General features: G+C 68.5%; 15 protein-coding genes and 1 riboswitch. Of the genes, 9 read left to right on the top strand and 6 right to left on the bottom strand.

Annotation, left to right across the window (positions count from 1 at the left end):
- The first annotated feature begins 128 nt into the window (after positions 1 to 128).
- Entirely contained in the window at positions 129 to 3419 is a 3291-nt protein-coding gene (locus tag ACE11G_RS12525; RefSeq protein ID WP_045537815.1) for an error-prone DNA polymerase, read from the top strand.
- A 75-nt stretch (positions 3420 to 3494) separates the two neighbouring features.
- Positions 3495 to 4256, top strand: a complete 762-nt coding sequence (gene nagB, locus ACE11G_RS12520) for a glucosamine-6-phosphate deaminase (RefSeq protein WP_375002392.1) — start codon at positions 3495 to 3497, stop codon at positions 4254 to 4256.
- Here the strand turns inward: nagB and ACE11G_RS12515 are convergent.
- Positions 4253 to 5407 carry a citrate/2-methylcitrate synthase gene (locus tag ACE11G_RS12515; RefSeq protein WP_375002390.1) on the bottom strand — a complete coding sequence of 385 codons (1155 nt, stop codon included), beginning with the start codon at positions 5405 to 5407 and terminating at the stop codon, positions 4253 to 4255. The genes nagB and ACE11G_RS12515 overlap by 4 nt on opposite strands.
- A 54-nt stretch (positions 5408 to 5461) precedes the next feature.
- Between ACE11G_RS12515 and ACE11G_RS12510 the strand changes: the two genes are divergently transcribed.
- The gene (locus ACE11G_RS12510) at positions 5462 to 6526 is read left to right on the top strand and encodes a citrate synthase (RefSeq protein WP_062367089.1); all 1065 of its coding nucleotides are present in this window, start codon (positions 5462 to 5464) and stop codon (positions 6524 to 6526) included.
- 37 nt (positions 6527 to 6563) lie between these two features.
- Here the strand turns inward: ACE11G_RS12510 and ACE11G_RS12505 are convergent, their stop codons facing one another.
- On the bottom strand, positions 6564 to 7028 hold the full coding sequence (locus ACE11G_RS12505) for a tRNA (cytidine(34)-2'-O)-methyltransferase (RefSeq protein ID WP_006897221.1): 465 nt from the start codon (positions 7026 to 7028) through the stop codon (positions 6564 to 6566).
- A 303-nt stretch (positions 7029 to 7331) separates the two neighbouring features.
- Here ACE11G_RS12505 and ACE11G_RS12500 point away from each other — a divergent pair, with 303 nt between their 5' ends.
- Positions 7332 to 7502, top strand: coding sequence for a hypothetical protein (locus ACE11G_RS12500; protein ID WP_375002387.1), 171 nt, complete (start codon positions 7332 to 7334; stop codon positions 7500 to 7502).
- Positions 7503 to 7530: 28 nt separating this feature from the next.
- On the opposite strand, the gene ACE11G_RS12495 is transcribed toward ACE11G_RS12500, so the two are convergent.
- Positions 7531 to 7905: a PASTA domain-containing protein gene (locus ACE11G_RS12495; RefSeq protein WP_375002385.1), complete on the bottom strand. Its 375-nt coding sequence runs from the start codon at positions 7903 to 7905 to the stop codon at positions 7531 to 7533.
- Positions 7906 to 7997: 92 nt separating this feature from the next.
- A complete protein-coding gene (locus tag ACE11G_RS12490; RefSeq protein WP_375002382.1) occupies positions 7998 to 9335 on the bottom strand; it encodes a cytochrome P450 in 1338 nt (445 codons plus the stop codon).
- A gap of 121 nt (positions 9336 to 9456) precedes the next feature.
- Here ACE11G_RS12490 and ACE11G_RS12485 point away from each other — a divergent pair, with 121 nt between their 5' ends.
- From ACE11G_RS12485 to ACE11G_RS12470, 4 genes are read left to right on the top strand one after another with little or no spacing between them, the layout of a single operon-like run.
- A complete protein-coding gene (locus tag ACE11G_RS12485) occupies positions 9457 to 10065 on the top strand; it encodes a TetR/AcrR family transcriptional regulator (protein ID WP_006897226.1) in 609 nt (202 codons plus the stop codon).
- 43 nt (positions 10066 to 10108) lie between these two features.
- On the top strand, positions 10109 to 10975 hold the full coding sequence (locus ACE11G_RS12480; protein WP_006897227.1) for a bifunctional methylenetetrahydrofolate dehydrogenase/methenyltetrahydrofolate cyclohydrolase: 867 nt from the start codon (positions 10109 to 10111) through the stop codon (positions 10973 to 10975).
- A complete protein-coding gene (locus tag ACE11G_RS12475; RefSeq protein ID WP_006897228.1) occupies positions 10975 to 11337 on the top strand; it encodes a DUF3017 domain-containing protein in 363 nt (120 codons plus the stop codon). Before ACE11G_RS12480 ends, ACE11G_RS12475 begins: the two co-directional genes overlap by 1 nt.
- A 42-nt stretch (positions 11338 to 11379) precedes the next feature.
- Entirely contained in the window at positions 11380 to 11757 is a 378-nt protein-coding gene (locus tag ACE11G_RS12470; protein WP_006897229.1) for a nuclear transport factor 2 family protein, read from the top strand.
- A gap of 23 nt (positions 11758 to 11780) precedes the next feature.
- Here the strand turns inward: ACE11G_RS12470 and ACE11G_RS12465 are convergent, their stop codons facing one another.
- Together ACE11G_RS12465 and ACE11G_RS12460 are read right to left on the bottom strand one after the other, a co-directional pair.
- The gene (locus ACE11G_RS12465) at positions 11781 to 12941 is read right to left on the bottom strand and encodes a homoserine O-acetyltransferase (RefSeq protein WP_006897230.1); all 1161 of its coding nucleotides are present in this window, start codon (positions 12939 to 12941) and stop codon (positions 11781 to 11783) included.
- Positions 12942 to 12989: 48 nt separating this feature from the next.
- Entirely contained in the window at positions 12990 to 14300 is a 1311-nt protein-coding gene (locus tag ACE11G_RS12460) for a bifunctional o-acetylhomoserine/o-acetylserine sulfhydrylase (protein ID WP_006897231.1), read from the bottom strand.
- Between the two features lie 66 nt (positions 14301 to 14366).
- Positions 14367 to 14481: riboswitch (SAM riboswitch) on the bottom strand.
- Positions 14482 to 14845: 364 nt separating this feature from the next.
- On the opposite strand from ACE11G_RS12460, the gene ACE11G_RS12455 reads away from it, so the two are divergent.
- Positions 14846 to 16063 carry an NADP-dependent isocitrate dehydrogenase gene (locus tag ACE11G_RS12455; protein WP_006897232.1) on the top strand — a complete coding sequence of 406 codons (1218 nt, stop codon included), beginning with the start codon at positions 14846 to 14848 and terminating at the stop codon, positions 16061 to 16063.
- Positions 16064 to 16153 lie beyond the last annotated feature (90 nt).

Here is a 16153-nt window from a genome sequence, read left to right as displayed (position 1 = left end):
AGAGATACCGATGTGAATGATTGACAGCGGTAATTCGTGCGTCGGTCCGGTCTCTGGCACGCGTCTGGGGTGTGGCCGGGGCGGGCCACGGCAAGGCAGATATCGAACATATGTTCTATCATCGGTGTGTGGGATGGAACAACGGGCCTCCGACCTGGTCGGAGATGGAGCGAGTGCTGTCGGGGCGTGCGCCTGCGCGCGGCGACCGGCTCGGTGAGACGTTTCCGCCCACGTTCAACGGCGCGGGGCCGCCGGGGGACGGCGGCGATTCGCCGGCATGGTCGCGTAAGCGGGGCCCGTACCAGGCCACCGACATCGAGTTCGGCGCATCGACGGTGCCGTACGCCGAGTTGCACGCGCACAGTGCCTACAGCTTCCTCGACGGCGCGTCGATGCCCGAGGCCATGGTCGAGGAGGCGCAGCGGCTGGGGCTGCGCGGGCTCGCGCTGACCGATCACGACGGCTTCTACGGTGTCGTCCGATTCGCCGAAGCGGCCCGCGAGTTCGGCATGCCGACGGTGTTCGGCGCCGAACTCTCGCTGCAGCGAGACAGTGCCCGCGCCGGTGCGGTGGACCCGCCGGGGGAGCACCTGTTGGTCCTCGCACGCCGCGCCGAGGGCTACCGCCGGCTCTCCCGTGTCATCGCCGACGCGCATATGAGCGGTGGCGAGAAGGGGCTGTTGCGCTACGATGCCGACGCGATCACCGAGTACGCCGCCGACGGCGACTGGCTGGTTCTGACCGGGTGCCGCAAGGGTGCGGTGCGCCGGGCGCTCGACCGCGGCGGCCGGCGGGCCGCCGACACCGCGCTCGGGACGATGATCGACCGTTTCGGGGCCGGGAACATCGCCGTCGAGCTGAGCCCCGGTGCCGGGTCGGACGACGACGAACGCAATGCGATTCTGGCGTCACTGGCCGCATCCCATCGGGTGCCGACAGTCGCGACCACTGGCGCGCACTTCGCCGCGCCGGAGAACGGCCGACTCGCTACGGCGATGGCGGCGGTGCGCGCCCGGACCGATATCGCGACCATCGACGGCTGGATGCCCGGGGTGGGCGGGGCGCACCTGCGCAGCGGAGACGAGATGCTCCGGCTGATGCCCGCCCACCGTGAAGCCATCGACAACGCCGTCGCCTTCGCGGAGGAATGCGCCTTCTCGCTCGGGCTGATCGCCCCGAACCTGCCGCCCTTCGCCGTCCCCGACGGCCACACCGAGGCCAGTTGGCTCCGCGCACTCACCGAACGGGGAGCCCGCGAGCGTTACGGCACCAGGGAGCAGCGTCCCGACGCGTACCGGCAGATCGACCACGAGCTGGCGATCATCGAGACGCTGACCTTCCCCGGCTACTTCCTCGTGGTGCACGACATCGTCTCGTTCTGCAAGGACAACGACATCCTGTGTCAGGGCCGGGGCAGCGCGGCGAACTCGGCGGTCTGCTACGCGCTCGGGATCACCAACGTCGACCCGGTCGCCAACCATCTGCTGTTCGAGCGATTCCTCTCACCCGAGCGGGACGGTCCGCCGGACATCGACGTCGACATCGAGTCCGACCGCCGTGAGGAGGCGATCCAGCACGTCTACGCCAAGCACGGGCGCAGTCACAGCGCACAGGTCACCAATGTCATCACCTACCGCGGGCGGTCGGCCGTGCGCGATATGGCCCGGGCGCTCGGGTACGCCCCCGGACAGCAGGACGCCTGGAGCAAGATCCCCGACTCCGCGCCCGACGACGTCCGCGAGCTCGCCGCGCAGATCTCCTCGCTGCCGAGACATCTGGGGATTCACTCGGGCGGAATGGTGATCTGCGACAGGCCGATCGCCGACGTCTGCCCCACCGAATGGGCCCGGATGGAGAATCGCAGCATCCTGCAGTGGGACAAGGACGACTGCGCGGCGGTCGGCTTGGTGAAGTTCGATCTGCTGGGCCTGGGCATGCTGTCGGCACTGCACTACATGATCGATCTCGTCGCCGAGCACAAGGGCGTGCGGGTGGATCTGGCACGGCTCGACCTGGCCGAGGAGGCCGTCTACGACATGCTGTGCCGCGCCGATTCGGTCGGCGTCTTCCAGGTGGAGTCACGGGCGCAGATGGCGACCCTGCCGCGGCTGAAGCCGCGGAACTTCTACGACCTCGTCGTCGAGGTGGCGTTGATCCGGCCGGGGCCGATCCAGGGCGGTTCGGTGCATCCGTACATCCGCCGGCGCAACGGGCTGGAGGAGCCGCACTGCGATCATCCGTCGATGGAGGACGCACTCGGGCGCACCCTCGGCATTCCACTGTTCCAGGAGCAGCTGATGCAGGTGGCGCGCGATGTCGCGGGTTTCGGCGCCGCGGAGGCCGACCAGTTGCGTCGTGCGATGGGATCCAAACGGTCGCCGGAGAAGATGCAGCGGCTCCGCACACGGTTCTACGACGGGATGCGCGAGAGACACGGCATCACCGGCGACCTCGCCGACCGCATCTACGAGAAGATGGCAGCGTTCGCGAATTTCGGTTTCCCGGAGAGTCATTCGCAGAGTTTCGCGTCGCTGGTCTTCTACTCCGCGTGGTTCAAACTCCATCACCCGGCGGCGTTCTGCGCGGCGCTGCTGCGCGCCCAGCCGATGGGCTTCTACTCGCCGCAGTCGCTGGTCGCCGATGCCCGGCGGCACGGCGTCCAGGTGCACCGACCGGATGTGAACTCCTCGCTCTCCCACGCGAGTCTGGAGAACGACGGGCTCGACGTGCGGATCGGCCTGAGTGCGGTGCGCGGACTGTCCGACGACCTCGCGACGAGGATCGTCGAGGAGCGGACCTCCGGCGGTCCGTTCGTCTCGGTGGCGGATCTGTCCCGGCGTGTGAATGCGACGACGGCGCAGCTGGAGGCTCTCGCGACCGCGGGCGCGTTCGAGAGCCTCGGTCTGGATCGCAGACAGGCGCTGTGGGAGGCCGGTGCCGCCTCGGGACTGCGCGACGACCAGCTCGACGTGCCGCCACCGCGGGCGACCCCGACGCTGCCCGGCATGTCGGAGGTGGAACTCACGGCCGTCGACGCGCTCTCCACCGGCATCTCACCCAAGTCCTATCCCACCGAATACCTGCGGCCCCGGCTCGATGCGATGGGTGTGGTCCCGGCCGCCCGGCTGCTGTCGGTGGCCGACGGCAGCCGGGTGCTGGTCGGGGGAGCGGTGACGCATCGGCAGCGGCCGGCCACCGCTTCGGGTGTCACGTTCGTGAACCTCGAAGACGAGACCGGCATGGTGAACGTGGTGTGTTCGGTGGGGTTGTGGGCACGCTATCGGTCACTGGCGCAGACGGCGTCGGCGTTGCTGATCCGGGGCCGGGTGCAGAACGCGGAGGGAGCGGTGACCGTCGTCGCCGATCGGCTGCAGCGACTGGATCTGAAAGTGGGAACGCGGTCTCGGGACTGGTGCTGACGACTCGCCGCACCACCGGCCGAATCGGGATATCGTCGCGGTGACGACGGAGGCGCACAGAGAGCGGGGAGACGCATGGAGGTCGTGATCGTCGATCGTCCGGAGCTGGTGATGGCCGACATCATCGCCGAGGCGATCGAAGGCGGTATCGAAGGCGGTGCATCGACGCTCGGCCTCGCGACCGGATCGTCGCCGCTGGCCACCTACACCGAGCTGATCCGCAGGCACCGCGAGAACGGGCTGTCGTTCGCGGGCGTCGACGCGGTACTGCTCGACGAGTACGTCGGGCTTCCGCCCACGCACCCGGAGTCGTACGCCCGGTTCATCCGCGACAACTTCACCGATCACATCGACATCGGCACGGTGCACTCGCCGGACGGCATGGCTCCCGATTTCAAGGCCGCCGCCGAAGCCTACGACGCGCTCATCGGCCGCCTCGGCCCGGTGGACGTGCAGATCCTCGGCATCGGCAGCAATGGGCACATCGGATTCAACGAACCGTCGTCGTCACTGACCTCACGCACCCGGATCAAGACGCTGACCGAGAAGACCAGGCAGGACAACGCCCGATTCTTCGACTCGTTCGACGAAGTGCCGATGCACGTGATCACCCAGGGGCTCGGCACCATCTGCGATGCCGAACGGCTCGCGCTGGTCGCCACCGGCGAGGGCAAGGCGGACGCGATCGCGGCGGCGGTGGAGGGACCGCTGTCGGCGTCGTGCCCGGCATCGATCCTCCAGTGGCATCGTCACGCGACGGTGGTGATCGATCCCGCGGCCGCGAGCAAGCTGGCCGACGCCGACTACTACAAGTACGTCTACGCCCACAAGCCTTAGGCGTCCGCAGTGGTTCGCGAACTCGCGGTGCGGCTCGGCTCCGGTCCCACGTAGCGGGCCACCGGACGGATGATCTTGCGCTCGGCGGCCTGTTCGAGGATGTTCGCGGTCCAGCCGACGATTCGCGCGACGCCGAAGGTCGGCGTGAACATCTCCGGCGGCAGACCGACCTCGCTCATCAGCACACCGGCGTAGAACTCGACGTTCGCGTACAGTCGCCGACCGGGCTTGAATTCGTTGATCGCGGTTTCGATCTCGGCCTCCACCGCGGCCGCCTGCCGGACCAGGGGTGAGTCGTAGCGCGTGGTGACCACCTCTTTCAGCAGTTCGGCGCGGGGGTCGTGCGTGCGGTAGACGGCATGACCGAAGCCCATGATGACCTCGCCGCCGGCCACCTTTCCCCGCACCCAGTCCCGGGTGTTCGACGGATCGCCGATCTCCTCGAGCGCCGCCAGCGCCCGTCCGGGCGCGCCGCCGTGCAGCGGGCCGAGAAACGCACCGAGCGCGCCCAGGATCGACGATGTCATGTCCGACCCCGATGAGGCGACCACGCGCCCGGCGAACGTCGAGGCGTTGAAGCCGTGGTCGATGGTGGTCACGAGGTAGGTCTGCAGGGCGCTGACGGCGTCGTCGGCGGTGTTCCCGGTCGCCATCCGCAGGTAGTCGGCCGTGTGTCCGGCGGCGGGGTCGGCGTCGACGACGTCGAGTCCGCGCGCGAGCCGGTGCGCGGCGGCGATCACGGTGGGAGCGATGGCCGCGTAGCGCAGCGCGGCGTGGATGCGGTCGGCTTCGGGCAGGTCGAACAGCGGGCGTTCGGTGATCCCCGCCGTCGCCAGTGCCACGCGCAATGCCGCCAACGGCTCCACATCGGGGGTGACGACGCTGCGCAGCAGATCGACGGTGGTGCCGTCGAGGACGCGGAGTTCACCGATGCGGCGCGCGAACCGCTCCGACGCCGCCGCGTCGGGAAGCTCGCCGTAGATCATCAGATGCCAGACGTCCTCGAAGCGCGCCGTGCGCGCCAGCTCCGTCGCGTCGTACTGCCGGTAGTGGTAGAAGCCCTCCTCGCCGCGCACGTCGCCGATGGCCGTGTCGGTGACGATCACATTCTTCAGTCCGCGGGGAACGGTGATGGGCGTGCTCTGAGTCATGCGGCCGAGTCTGCGCCCATTGATCAATATCTGCAATGTTGATTGAATCAACCCGTGGACCAGTGGATTACCACGTCGGAGGCGGCGGCCCGGCTCGGAGTCAAGCGCGGGACGCTGTACTCGTACGTCAGTCGCGGCGTCCTGTCCTCGCGGCGGATGCCGGGCCAGTCGGAATCGCTGTTCGACCGCACGCAGATCGACTCCCTGGCCGCCGCCAAGCACGACGGACGCCGGGCGGGCGACCGACTGCTGCGGTTCCGCGCCGTCGCCAGCGGCGTGTCCGCGATCCGCGACGACCGCCTGTACCTGCGGGGCCGTGACCTCGCCGAACTGTGCGCGGAGACCGATTTCGCGGGGGCGGCGAAGTTGGTCCTCGGAGCCTCGTCGGTCGTGACCCCGCCCGACGTCGACGGTTCCGTGGTGTCGGGCGTGCCCGTCGAGCGCCGCATCCCGTTGACGGTGGCGTTGATCGCCGCGGCCGACCCGCTGCGGGCCGATCTGTCGGACATCGGCGACCGCGTCGTGGGACTGCTTCCGCGTCTTGCCGCATCAGTGCCCGAAATCGACTTCACGCACCCGTGGATCGACCTGCTCGCGACCGTTCTGATCGACAACGGGCTCGCCGCGTCGACGACGGCGGCCCGGGTCGCGGCGTCGGCACGCGCCGGGGTGTTCGACGCGCTGCTCGCCGGATACGCGGCGCTGTCGGGTCCGCTGCACGGTGGGGCGCCGGCCACTGCCCGGGTGCTGCTCGACGCGGTGGTCGGCGGGACGGCAGTCGATCGCGCGCTGGCCGACGCGGTGGTCGGAGGCCGTGTGCCGGGGTTCGGGCACGTGATCTACACCGGGGTGGATCCGCGGGCGCGGATCGTGCTCGACCGTGTCCGGGCCGACCGGCCCGACTCGCAGGCCCTGGCTGCGGCCGAGTCGATCGCCCGCCGGGTGGGGCGGCCGATGAACATCGACTTCGCCGGTGCTGTCGTCACCCACGAGCTGGGGCTCCCGGTGCGGTCGGGGGAGGTGCTGTTTCAGTACGGGCGGACGGTCGGGATGGCCGCGCACGCGGTCGAGGAGTACGGCGAGGCGCCGCTGCGGTGGCGAGGCAGCAGGACGGGGTGACGAGTGGGACGTGCCGGACGCGACCTCGTCACCGGCGTCACACCGCGCCGTCGAACCCGTGCTGACGCCACGCCTCGTACAGCGCGACGCTGGTGGCATTCGCCAGGTTCATCGAACGCCGCCCCTCCAGCATCGGGATGCGCAGCCGGTCGGTGATCCGCGGATCGGCGAGGACCTCGTCGGGCAGTCCCGTGGGTTCCGGTCCGAACAACAGCACATCGCCGGTCTCGTAGGCGACGTCGGTGTAGAAGCGGGTGGCGTGGGCGGTGAAGGCGAACACCCGTCGGGGAGCGAGCCGTTCCCACGCGGTGTCCAGGTCCGGGTGGACGGTCACATTGGCCATCTCGTGGTAGTCGAGACCGGCACGGCGCACCTGGGCATCGGTCATGGTGAACCCGAGCGGCTCGATGAGGTGCAGTTCGCAGCCCGTGTTGGCCGCGATCCGAATCGCATTGCCGGTGTTCGGAGGGATGCAGGGCTGGTAGTAGACGATTCGGAACACACGAGGATCCTATGCTCCGGCACCTCGCAAGCCGGAGTCGAGGCACGGGCGCTTGACGCGTCTCGAATGAATGTGCGAGGATGTTGTATCCGCGATTCGCTGGCGTAGACCCTCTCACGGTCCGCCGGAAGCGATCCGCGAATCTCCCGAGGAACTCTGGGTCAAGGATCGGCGCATCGATGCAGCCGAACCACGAGAGCCTCATGAAGTCCGTGACTGGGCCGATATCGGAGCCCCAGACCCATGACATCTCCCGCGACGGCGTGAGCCGTTGCCATCTACCCGAATGCCAGGAGGCATCACATGAACAGCACTATCGACAACAACAACACCCCCATCACCTCGATCGCGGGACGGGCCGGGCTCGATCCGAAGCAGACCGTCTGGTTTCAGATCGACGACGCCACCGGCTTCTACGTGACGGTCGAGGAGTTCCTCGCCGTCGCGCGGTCGCAGCAGATGGCCGCCGCCTGACCTCTGTTCGCGGCAGGGACCGGGCGGTTCAGCACAGGCTGGGCTCGCCGATCTTGACGACCGACAGAACGGCGTCGCCCTCACCGATCGGCGTCCCGGGGGACGGAGTCTGAGCGACGACCACCCAGTTCCGATCGCGGATCTGGTGCCGGCCCCTGCCGGTGGCGTCGTTGCTTCGCGAGTAGAAGACACCGGCGCGCTGGATCTCGTTCTGAGCCTCTTGGAGGTTCATGCACACGACGTTCGGCATGATCGCGTTCGCGGCCGAGCTGACTGGTGCCGCAGGGTGCTGAGTGTTCATCTCGGTCGTCTCCGGCGCCGTCGCGCCTCCGGCGGAGACGTCGCCGGTGGAACAGCCGACGAGCAGTCCAGCTGCGACGACTGCCGCAACAACACCGGTCACAGAGCGGAACATGGGGCGCCTCTCGTTCTGATGAATGGGACGATACCGACTCATATCGGCCGGCGGCGGGGAACCACCCCGCGTCCGCCGCCTCAGATTCGTCGCGACAGCACCACGCGCCCGCCTCGTGCGGGCGCGTACGCGACGCCTCGGGAGTGCGAGCGTTCGCCCTTCGCCGCGGTCGGCTGGACGGTGAACGTGCGCAGCAGTTCTCGGAGCACCACATCCATCTCCATGTGCGCGAACGCTGCTCCGATGCAGCGCCGGGTGCCGCCGCCGAAGGGCAGCCACGCCTGCCCGGGCTTCGCGTCGACGAAGCGCTGCGGGTCGAACCGTGCCGGGTCGGCGAACTGCCGGCTGTCGTCGTGCAGCAGTGAGATGGCCACCACCGCGTTGTATCCCTTGGGGATTCGGTAGTCGCCGAGTTCGAGACCGTCCTCGGCGATGACGTGTCTGCCGAACAGGTCGATCACCGGCCGGCTCCGCTGGACCTCGTGGATCGTCGCGATCCGGAGTGTGTTCTCCTCCGACCGCGCCTCGGCCGCGAGGTCGGCGAGAATCCGCGGGTGCCGGCTCAGACGCTCCATCGCCCACGCGAGCGTGGTCGCGGTGGTCTCATGACCGGCGGCGAGCAGGGTCAGCAGTTCGTCGCGGATCTCCGCGTCGGACATGACCGTGCCGTCGTCGTAGCTGCTCTGCACCATCAGCGCGAGGATGTCGTTGCGCTCGGCGAGGTGGGCGTCAGCGCGGGCCTGAGTGATCAACGGCGAGATGACTGCGTCGTACTCGGCGCGCTCGGCGTCGAATCGGTTGCGCGGGTTGGCCTTTCCTCCCAACCGCGGCAGTTCGGGAAGCGTGGCGAGCCGCGACCCGTTCGTCACCAACGGAGGCATGAGGTCGGCAAGCGCGTCGAGTCCGCTGCCCTGCGCCCCGAACACCGCGCGGAGGATGACATTCAGCGTGATCCGCATCATCGGCTCGAGCGTCGCGAAGGGACGTCCGACCGGCCAGCGCGACGCCTCCGAGGCGAACTCCTGCGCGACGATCGCCTCGTACTCCTTGATTCGCCGCCCGTGCAGCGGCGGAGTGAGCAGACGCCGCCGGCGCCGGTGCTCGTCGCCGACGAGTGCGAACATCGAACCGCGGCCCAGGGTGCGCCCGAGGTTGGGCCGGACGTTGACGACGGTGTCCGACTTCGCCATGCACAGTTGCTTGGCCATCGCCGGATCGCTGATCAGCACGGTCTCGCCGAAGAACGGAAGGGCCAGCGCGGCGGCGTCGCCGTAGCGGTGCGCGATCCAGCGCAGGGATCGACGTCGGTCGACGAGGAATCCGGCACCCTGCACCGCGCGCGGCAGCCGAGGGCCGGGTGGAAGACGGTGCGGCCCGTCGGCGCGTGTGCGTTCCGGATCGGAGACTTGGAGATCCACGACATCGTCCTTTCTCGGGAGCGGGCACCGGCGGAACGCGGCCGCGTCACCGCCTGGTACCGGTCGGTACCAACGGTACGATGAAGTACCGAACTTGCCAAGGGGACCCGTGAGGTGGGAGATGCCGACGACCGCGCAGGAGAGCCCGACCGTCCGCGGACGGCTGCTCGACGCGATGCGCCAGTGCCTGACCGATCGCGGCTACCAAGCGACCACCATCGCCGACATCGTGCGTGTGGCACGCACGTCGAAACGTTCCTTCTACGCCGAGTTCGCAGACAAGCAGGAGTGCTACGTAGAACTGCTGGGCGCCGTCAACGTGGAACTGCTGGCGGCCATCGAGACGGCCGTCGACCCGGCGTCCGCGTGGCCGGCGCAGGTGCGACAGGCGGTGCACGCCTACATCACGGTGTGCGAATCGAATCCCGGCACCACGCGCAGCTGGATTCGGGAACTGCCGGCTCTCGGTGACGCGGCCCGTGCGGTGCAGCTCGCTTCGCTGGAGGCGTTCACGGCTCTGATGGCACGCCTGACCGGCACGGACCGGTTCCACGCCGCGGGCATCCCGCCGATGTCTCGCGAGACCGCGGTGATCGTCTGGGGCGGCATTCGGGAACTCGCGGCATCGACGATCGAACGCGGCCTTCCGCTGAGCTCGCTCGAGGAGCCGGCGGTGGCGGCGTGCGTCGCCCTGGTCGGCGGCACGGCCGCTGCGCGCGCCGTCGACTAGGGGGTACGCGCGATCGGCGGGGATAGTGGAACAATAGAGACCCGTGACGGCGATTCGACTGGACGGCAAACTCACCCGCGACGAGATCTTCACCGATCTGAGCGCCCGCGTGGCGCGGCTCAACGCAGCCGGGATCACTCCCGGACTGGGAACCGTGCTCGTCGGCGACGACCCGGGTTCGCACTCGTACGTGAAGGGCAAGCACTCCGACTGCGCCAAGGTCGGCATCGCGTCGATCCGCAAGGATCTCCCGGCCGACGCGACCACCGAGCAGCTGAACGCCGCGATCGACGACCTCAACGCGGACCCCGCGTGCACCGGCTACATCGTGCAGCTGCCGCTGCCCAAGCACCTCGATGAGAACGCGGCGCTCGAGCGCATCGCACCGGAGAAGGACGCCGACGGTCTGCATCCGATCAACCTCGGCCGCCTCGTGCTCGGTAAGGAGTCGACCCTGCCGTGCACGCCGCGCGGCGTGATCCACCTGCTGCGCCGCTACGACATCCCGCTCGACGGCGCGCGCGTCACCGTGGTCGGCCGCGGCGTCACCATCGGCCGGCCGATCGGCCTGCTGCTGACCCGCCGGAGCGAGAACGCGACGGTCACGCTGTGCCACACCGGTACCCGCGACCTCGCGGCCGAGGTGAGCCGCGCCGACATCGTGGTCGCGGCAGCCGGCGTGCCGCACCTGATCACGGCCGACATGGTGAAGCCGGGTGCCGCCGTCATCGACGTCGGCGTCAGCCGCACCGAGGCGGGACTCACCGGCGACGTGCACCCCGACGTCTGGGAGGTCGCCGGCGCGGTGTCGCCCAACCCGGGCGGCGTCGGTCCGCTGACGCGCGCGTTCCTGCTGGCGAACGTCGTCGAGCGCGCCGAAGCTCAGCTGGCGGACCTCGAGAGCAAGTGATGGCGGCCGAGGCGTCCGGGGGTGCCGCGCACGACGGGCCCGTCCCGGTCGACTCGGAACGGGTGGAATCGATGCGCCGTGCCCGCAAGCTGCACGGCTTCATCGCCAACGTGCCCTACTACACCGTTCTGGCGGTGATAGCCGTCGCGGCGCTGCTGGTGCTGATCGACCGTTGGCGACGCGGGGCATTCGTCTTCGGCTCGGCGATGCTCCTGGGCGCGGTGTTCCGTGCGTTCCTTCCGGCGAATCGCGTCGGCCTCCTGCAGGTGCGCAGCCGCGTCTTCGACATCTGCGCCATGGCGGCGCTCGGCGGCACCGTGCTGTGGCTCGCCACATCGATCGACTCGCTCGGAACCGCTTAGCACCTCCGCCGGGTCGGCGCCGTGATGTGTCACGGTTGAGGCATGACCGAATCTGCCGACGCATGCGATCTGTATCGCCGCTGGATCGATGAATTGTGGAACGGGCCGACCGACCGTGAACGTCTCAAGGCGGTCGCCGAGGAACTGGTGAGCGAGGACTTCCTCGGACACTGGCCGAGCGCGGAGGTCGCCGGTCCCGGCAAGCTCGCCGCACTGGTCGACGCCACGAAAGCCACCTACCGGGACCTGGTCTTCGAGGTGGAGGTCGGGCCGTTCGCCGCCGACGGCTACGTGGCCGGGCGGTGGGCAGGTCAGGGTATGACGTCCGACGGACAGATCTCGTATCTGACGGGCAACGACATCCTGAGCGTCCGCGACGGACGGTTCACCGAGTACTGGGTGGCCTCGACGGAACTGTGAGAGTGAGCGCTGCGGGGTGCGGCTCAGTCCGCCGACCGCCGCAGGCGCGCGACGTCCATCGTCTTCGCGAGGAGTTCCCGGATCGGCTCGAACTCGGTGAGGAATCCGTCGTGGCCGGCGTCGGAGCGGATCACGTGCAGCCCGCCGACGCAGTCGCCGAGCTCGCGGGCGATCTCCTCGAGTTGGTACAGCGGATACAGCCGGTCGGAGTCGATCGCGCCGACGACGGTCGGCACGCTGCATCCGGCCAGGGCCGCCGCGACGCCGCCGCGGTCGCGGCCGACGTCGTGGTTGTTGAGGACGTCCGAGAGCACCACGTAGGCGCCCGGATCGAAGCGCCGCTTGAGCTTCTCGGCCTGGTGCTCCAGATAGCTGGCGATGGAGTAGCGGCCGTCGACCAGCGGGTTCTCCTCTCCCTGGGGGCGGTTCTCGAAACGCTGGTCGAGCTCGCGGTCGCTCCGGTAGCTCAGATGCGCGATTCGGCGCGCGATACCCATTCCGGTGCTGGGGGAGCGGCCGGTCCCGTAGTAGTCGCCGCCCTGCCACGCGGGATCGGACTTGATCGCCTCGATCTGGGTGGTCTGCGTGCCGATCTGATCGGCGCTGGCCCGCGCGCCCACCGCCAGCACCAGCGCGGCGCCGACCGCGTCGGGGTAGGTGACGGCCCATTCGAGGGCACGGGCACCTCCCATCGAGCCGCCCGCGACGGCGGCCAGCCGGCTGATGCCGAGTGCCTCCAGCGCGAGCGACTCCGACCGGACGAGGTCGCGAACGGTGAGCCGCGGGAAGCGTGACCCCCACGGCCTGCCGTCGGGAGCGAGGGAGCCGGGACCGGTGGAGCCGAAGCAGCCGCCGATCGCGTTCGGCGCCAACACGCACCATTCGTCGGTGTCGACCGCGCAGCCCGGCCCGATCAGTCCGTCCCACCATCCGGTCATCGAGAACTGATCGTCGGCCGGGCCGGCGACGTGCGAGTTACCGGTGAGCGCGTGCAGCGCCAACACGATGTTGTCCCGGGCCGCCGTCGGCGTGCCCCACTTCTGGAAGGCGACGGTGACGTCGGCCAGCGTGGCCCCCGAATCGAGAGTCAGATCGCCGATCGAGACGCTGACCTGAGCTCCGTCCGGACGGGTGGCCCAGTCGGGGTCGCTCACCGTCGTGGCCGGGTCGATACTGACCGACACCTGGCCTCCCTTCAGTGGACGAGACAACGGCAGTGGACGAGACAACGGCTACTTGACTCGCGCTGCCGCGGCGAACCCGGTGGTGAGGTCGGCGAGGATGTCGTCGATGCCCTCGATGCCCACGGCGAGCCGGACCAGACCCGGCGTCACACCGGCGGCCAGCTGCTCCTCCGGGGAGAGCTGGCTGTGCGTGGTGGACGCGGGGTGGATCACCAGCGAGCGGACGTCGCCGATGTTGGCGACATGGCTGTGCAGGGTCAGTGCGTTCACGAAGGCCTTGCCCGCCTCGACGCCGCCCTCGATCTCGAATCCGATGACCGCGCCGGCGCCCTTCGGCAGCAGCTTCTGCGCCCGTTCGTAGTACGGCGACGACTTGAGACCGGCGTACGAGACCGAGGTGACCTGGTCGTTGGCCTCCAAGAACTCGGCCACCTTCTGTGCATTGGAGACGTGGCGCTCCACGCGCAGGCTCAGCGTCTCGATGCCCTGAGCCAGCAGGAAGGCGTTGAACGGGGAGATGGCCGCGCCCGTGTCGCGCAGCAATTGCGTCCGCGCCTTGAGCGCGTAGGCCGGAGCCCCCAGGTCGGCGAAGACGACGCCGTTGTAACTCGGGTCCGGGGTGGTGAAGCCGGGGAACAGGTCTTCACCGTCGCGCTGGACGCGCCAGTCGAAGGTGCCGCCGTCGATGATGACGCCGCCGATCGCGGTGCCGTGGCCGCCGATGTACTTGGTGGCCGAGTGCACGACGATGTCGGCCCCGTGCTCGATGGGATTCAGCAGATACGGCGTCGCGACCGTGTTGTCGACGATCAGCGGGAGGCTGTGCGAGTGTGCGACGTCCGCCACTCCGGCGATGTCGAGGACCTGATTGTGCGGGTTCGCGATGGTCTCACCGAACAGTGCGCGGGTGTTGGGCCGGATCGCCGACGTCCACGACTCGAGATCGTCGGGATCGTCGACGAACGAGACCTCGATGCCGAACTTCGGCAGCGTGTAGTGGAAGAGATTGTATGTGCCGCCGTAGATACGGGGGCTGGAGACGACGTGCCCGCCGGCCTCGACGATGTTCTGAATCGCGTAGGTGGTGGCGGCCTGGCCGGAGGCCACCAAGAGGGCCGCGACGCCGCCGCCGAGAGCCGCGAGGCGCTGCTCGACGGTGTCCTGCGTCGGATTCATGATCCGGGTGTAGATGTTGCCCGGCTCGGCGAGCGCGAACAGGTTCGCCGCGTGGTCGGTGTTGTCGAACACGTACGACGTGGTCTGGTAGATCGGCAGTGCGCGTGTCTTGGCGGTCGCGTCGACTACCTGCCCGGCGTGCACCTGGGTGGTCTCGAAGCTCCAATTCGCGGCGTCAGACATGAGACGTCATTCTCTTTCTTCGGTCGGCGGCCCGGGGCGGGCCTCGTATGTTGGGTCCGACCCTCGGACCCGCGCTTGCTGCGGCGACTTCCGTCGCAGCCAGGTCATCACCCGGAGCACCCCACCGCGGATGGAGGGTTGCCGGTCAGCAAGCCGGGGCTGTGCGCTGACACTCATGACCTGTTGCTGAGGATATATCAACTCGATGCGGCTGTTGAAACGGCTTCACCGCCCCTGGTCGTAAATCTGTCGACTCGGTGGGCGATGTGGTAGGACCGCGCAAAAGCGGCGACCGGTGCGAGCGGTCGGTCTCGGCGCGTCGGCGCTGTGTACAAGGAGAACTGCTGCCGCACAGTGCATTCGGCGCGGATCTGCGGTGGCACGGCGGTGCTTGCACGATCGCTCGGTCGCTGAGCTGCTCATGGGATATGCTGGTTAAAACAGTACGCGCGTTCTGTTTGGAGCCCGCCGCGCCGAACGACCGTCCGTATTACGTTTGAGGACGAGTGGCCGGCGGTCTACTGCTGAGGAGGGCACAGAGCCATATGGGCAAGATCAAGGTCGAGGGCACCGTCGTCGAACTCGACGGCGACGAGATGACGCGAATCATCTGGCAGTTCATCAAAGAGAAGCTGATCCACCCCTACCTCGACATCGATCTGGACTACTACGACCTCGGGATCGAGAACCGCGACGCGACCGACGATCAGGTCACCGTGGACGCCGCGCACGCGATTCAGAAGCACGGTGTCGGCGTCAAGTGCGCCACCATCACCCCCGACGAGGCCCGCGTCGAGGAATTCGGTCTCAAGAAGATGTGGCGATCGCCGAACGGCACCATTCGGAACATCCTCGGCGGCACCATCTTCCGCGCTCCGATCCTGATCTCGAACGTGCCTCGGCTGGTGCCCGGCTGGACCAAGCCGGTGGTCGTCGGGCGTCACGCCTTCGGTGACCAGTACCGCGCCACCGACTTCAAGGTGCCCTCGGCGGGCACGGTCACCATCACGTACACGCCCGACGACGGGAGCGAGCCGATCGAGCACGAGATCGTCCGAATCCCGGAGTCGGGCGGCGTCGTGATGGGCATGTACAACTTCAACAAGTCGATCGAAGATTTCGCGCGCGCGTCGTTCAACTACGGTCTGCAGCGCAACTATCCGGTGTACCTGTCCACCAAGAACACCATCCTCAAGGCCTACGACGGCGCGTTCAAGGACATCTTCGCCGACGTCTTCGAGCGTGAGTTCAAGGCCGAGTTCGATGCCGCGGGACTGCACTACGAGCACCGGCTGATCGACGACATGGTCGCCTCGTCGCTCAAGTGGGAGGGCGGCTACGTCTGGGCGTGCAAGAACTACGACGGCGACGTCCAGTCGGACACCGTGGCCCAGGGCTACGGCTCGCTCGGACTGATGACCTCGGTTCTGATGACACCCGACGGCCAGACCTGTGAGGCCGAGGCCGCGCACGGCACCGTGACCCGGCACTACCGGCAGCACCAGCAGGGCAAGCCGACGTCGACCAATCCGATCGCGTCGATCTTCGCCTGGACGCGTGGTCTGGACCACCGCGGCAAGCTCGACAACACCCCCGAGGTGCGCGAGTTCGCGGAGAAGCTCGAGGACGTCGTCATCAAGACCGTCGAGTCGGGGAAGATGACCAAGGACCTGGCACTGCTGGTCGGCGGCGACCAGGCGTACCTCACCACCGAGGAGTTCCTGGGCGCCCTCGACGACAATCTGCAGGCCGCGCTGCGGTAGTCCTCTCCTCCGGGTGTCGGAGGTCACCGCGGTCTGTGGAATGGCGCTCGGTGTGCGGGTGTTGCGCATCGGGTGGACACCGAGACTCAG

The sequence above is a fragment of the Gordonia sp. PS3 genome (genome assembly GCF_041950545.1).
Lineage (GTDB): Bacteria > Actinomycetota > Actinomycetes > Mycobacteriales > Mycobacteriaceae > Gordonia > Gordonia sihwensis.
The sequence above is the reverse complement of the archived record's forward strand: the minus strand, read 5'-3'. Positions and strand labels throughout refer to the sequence as shown.

Coding starts and splice junctions, on each gene's coding strand:
- ACE11G_RS12460 (WP_006897231.1), bottom strand. CDS start 14,300: ATGTCTGACGCCGCGAATTGGAGCTTCGAGACCACCCAGGTGCACGCC.
- ACE11G_RS12455 (WP_006897232.1), top strand. CDS start 14,846: ATGGGCAAGATCAAGGTCGAGGGCACCGTCGTCGAACTCGACGGCGAC.
- ACE11G_RS12470 (WP_006897229.1), top strand. CDS start 11,380: ATGACCGAATCTGCCGACGCATGCGATCTGTATCGCCGCTGGATCGAT.
- ACE11G_RS12475 (WP_006897228.1), top strand. CDS start 10,975: ATGGCGGCCGAGGCGTCCGGGGGTGCCGCGCACGACGGGCCCGTCCCG.
- ACE11G_RS12500 (WP_375002387.1), top strand. CDS start 7,332: ATGAACAGCACTATCGACAACAACAACACCCCCATCACCTCGATCGCG.
- ACE11G_RS12515 (WP_375002390.1), bottom strand. CDS start 5,407: ATGACTCAGAGCACGCCCATCACCGTTCCCCGCGGACTGAAGAATGTG.
- nagB (WP_375002392.1), top strand. CDS start 3,495: ATGGAGGTCGTGATCGTCGATCGTCCGGAGCTGGTGATGGCCGACATC.
- ACE11G_RS12485 (WP_006897226.1), top strand. CDS start 9,457: ATGCCGACGACCGCGCAGGAGAGCCCGACCGTCCGCGGACGGCTGCTC.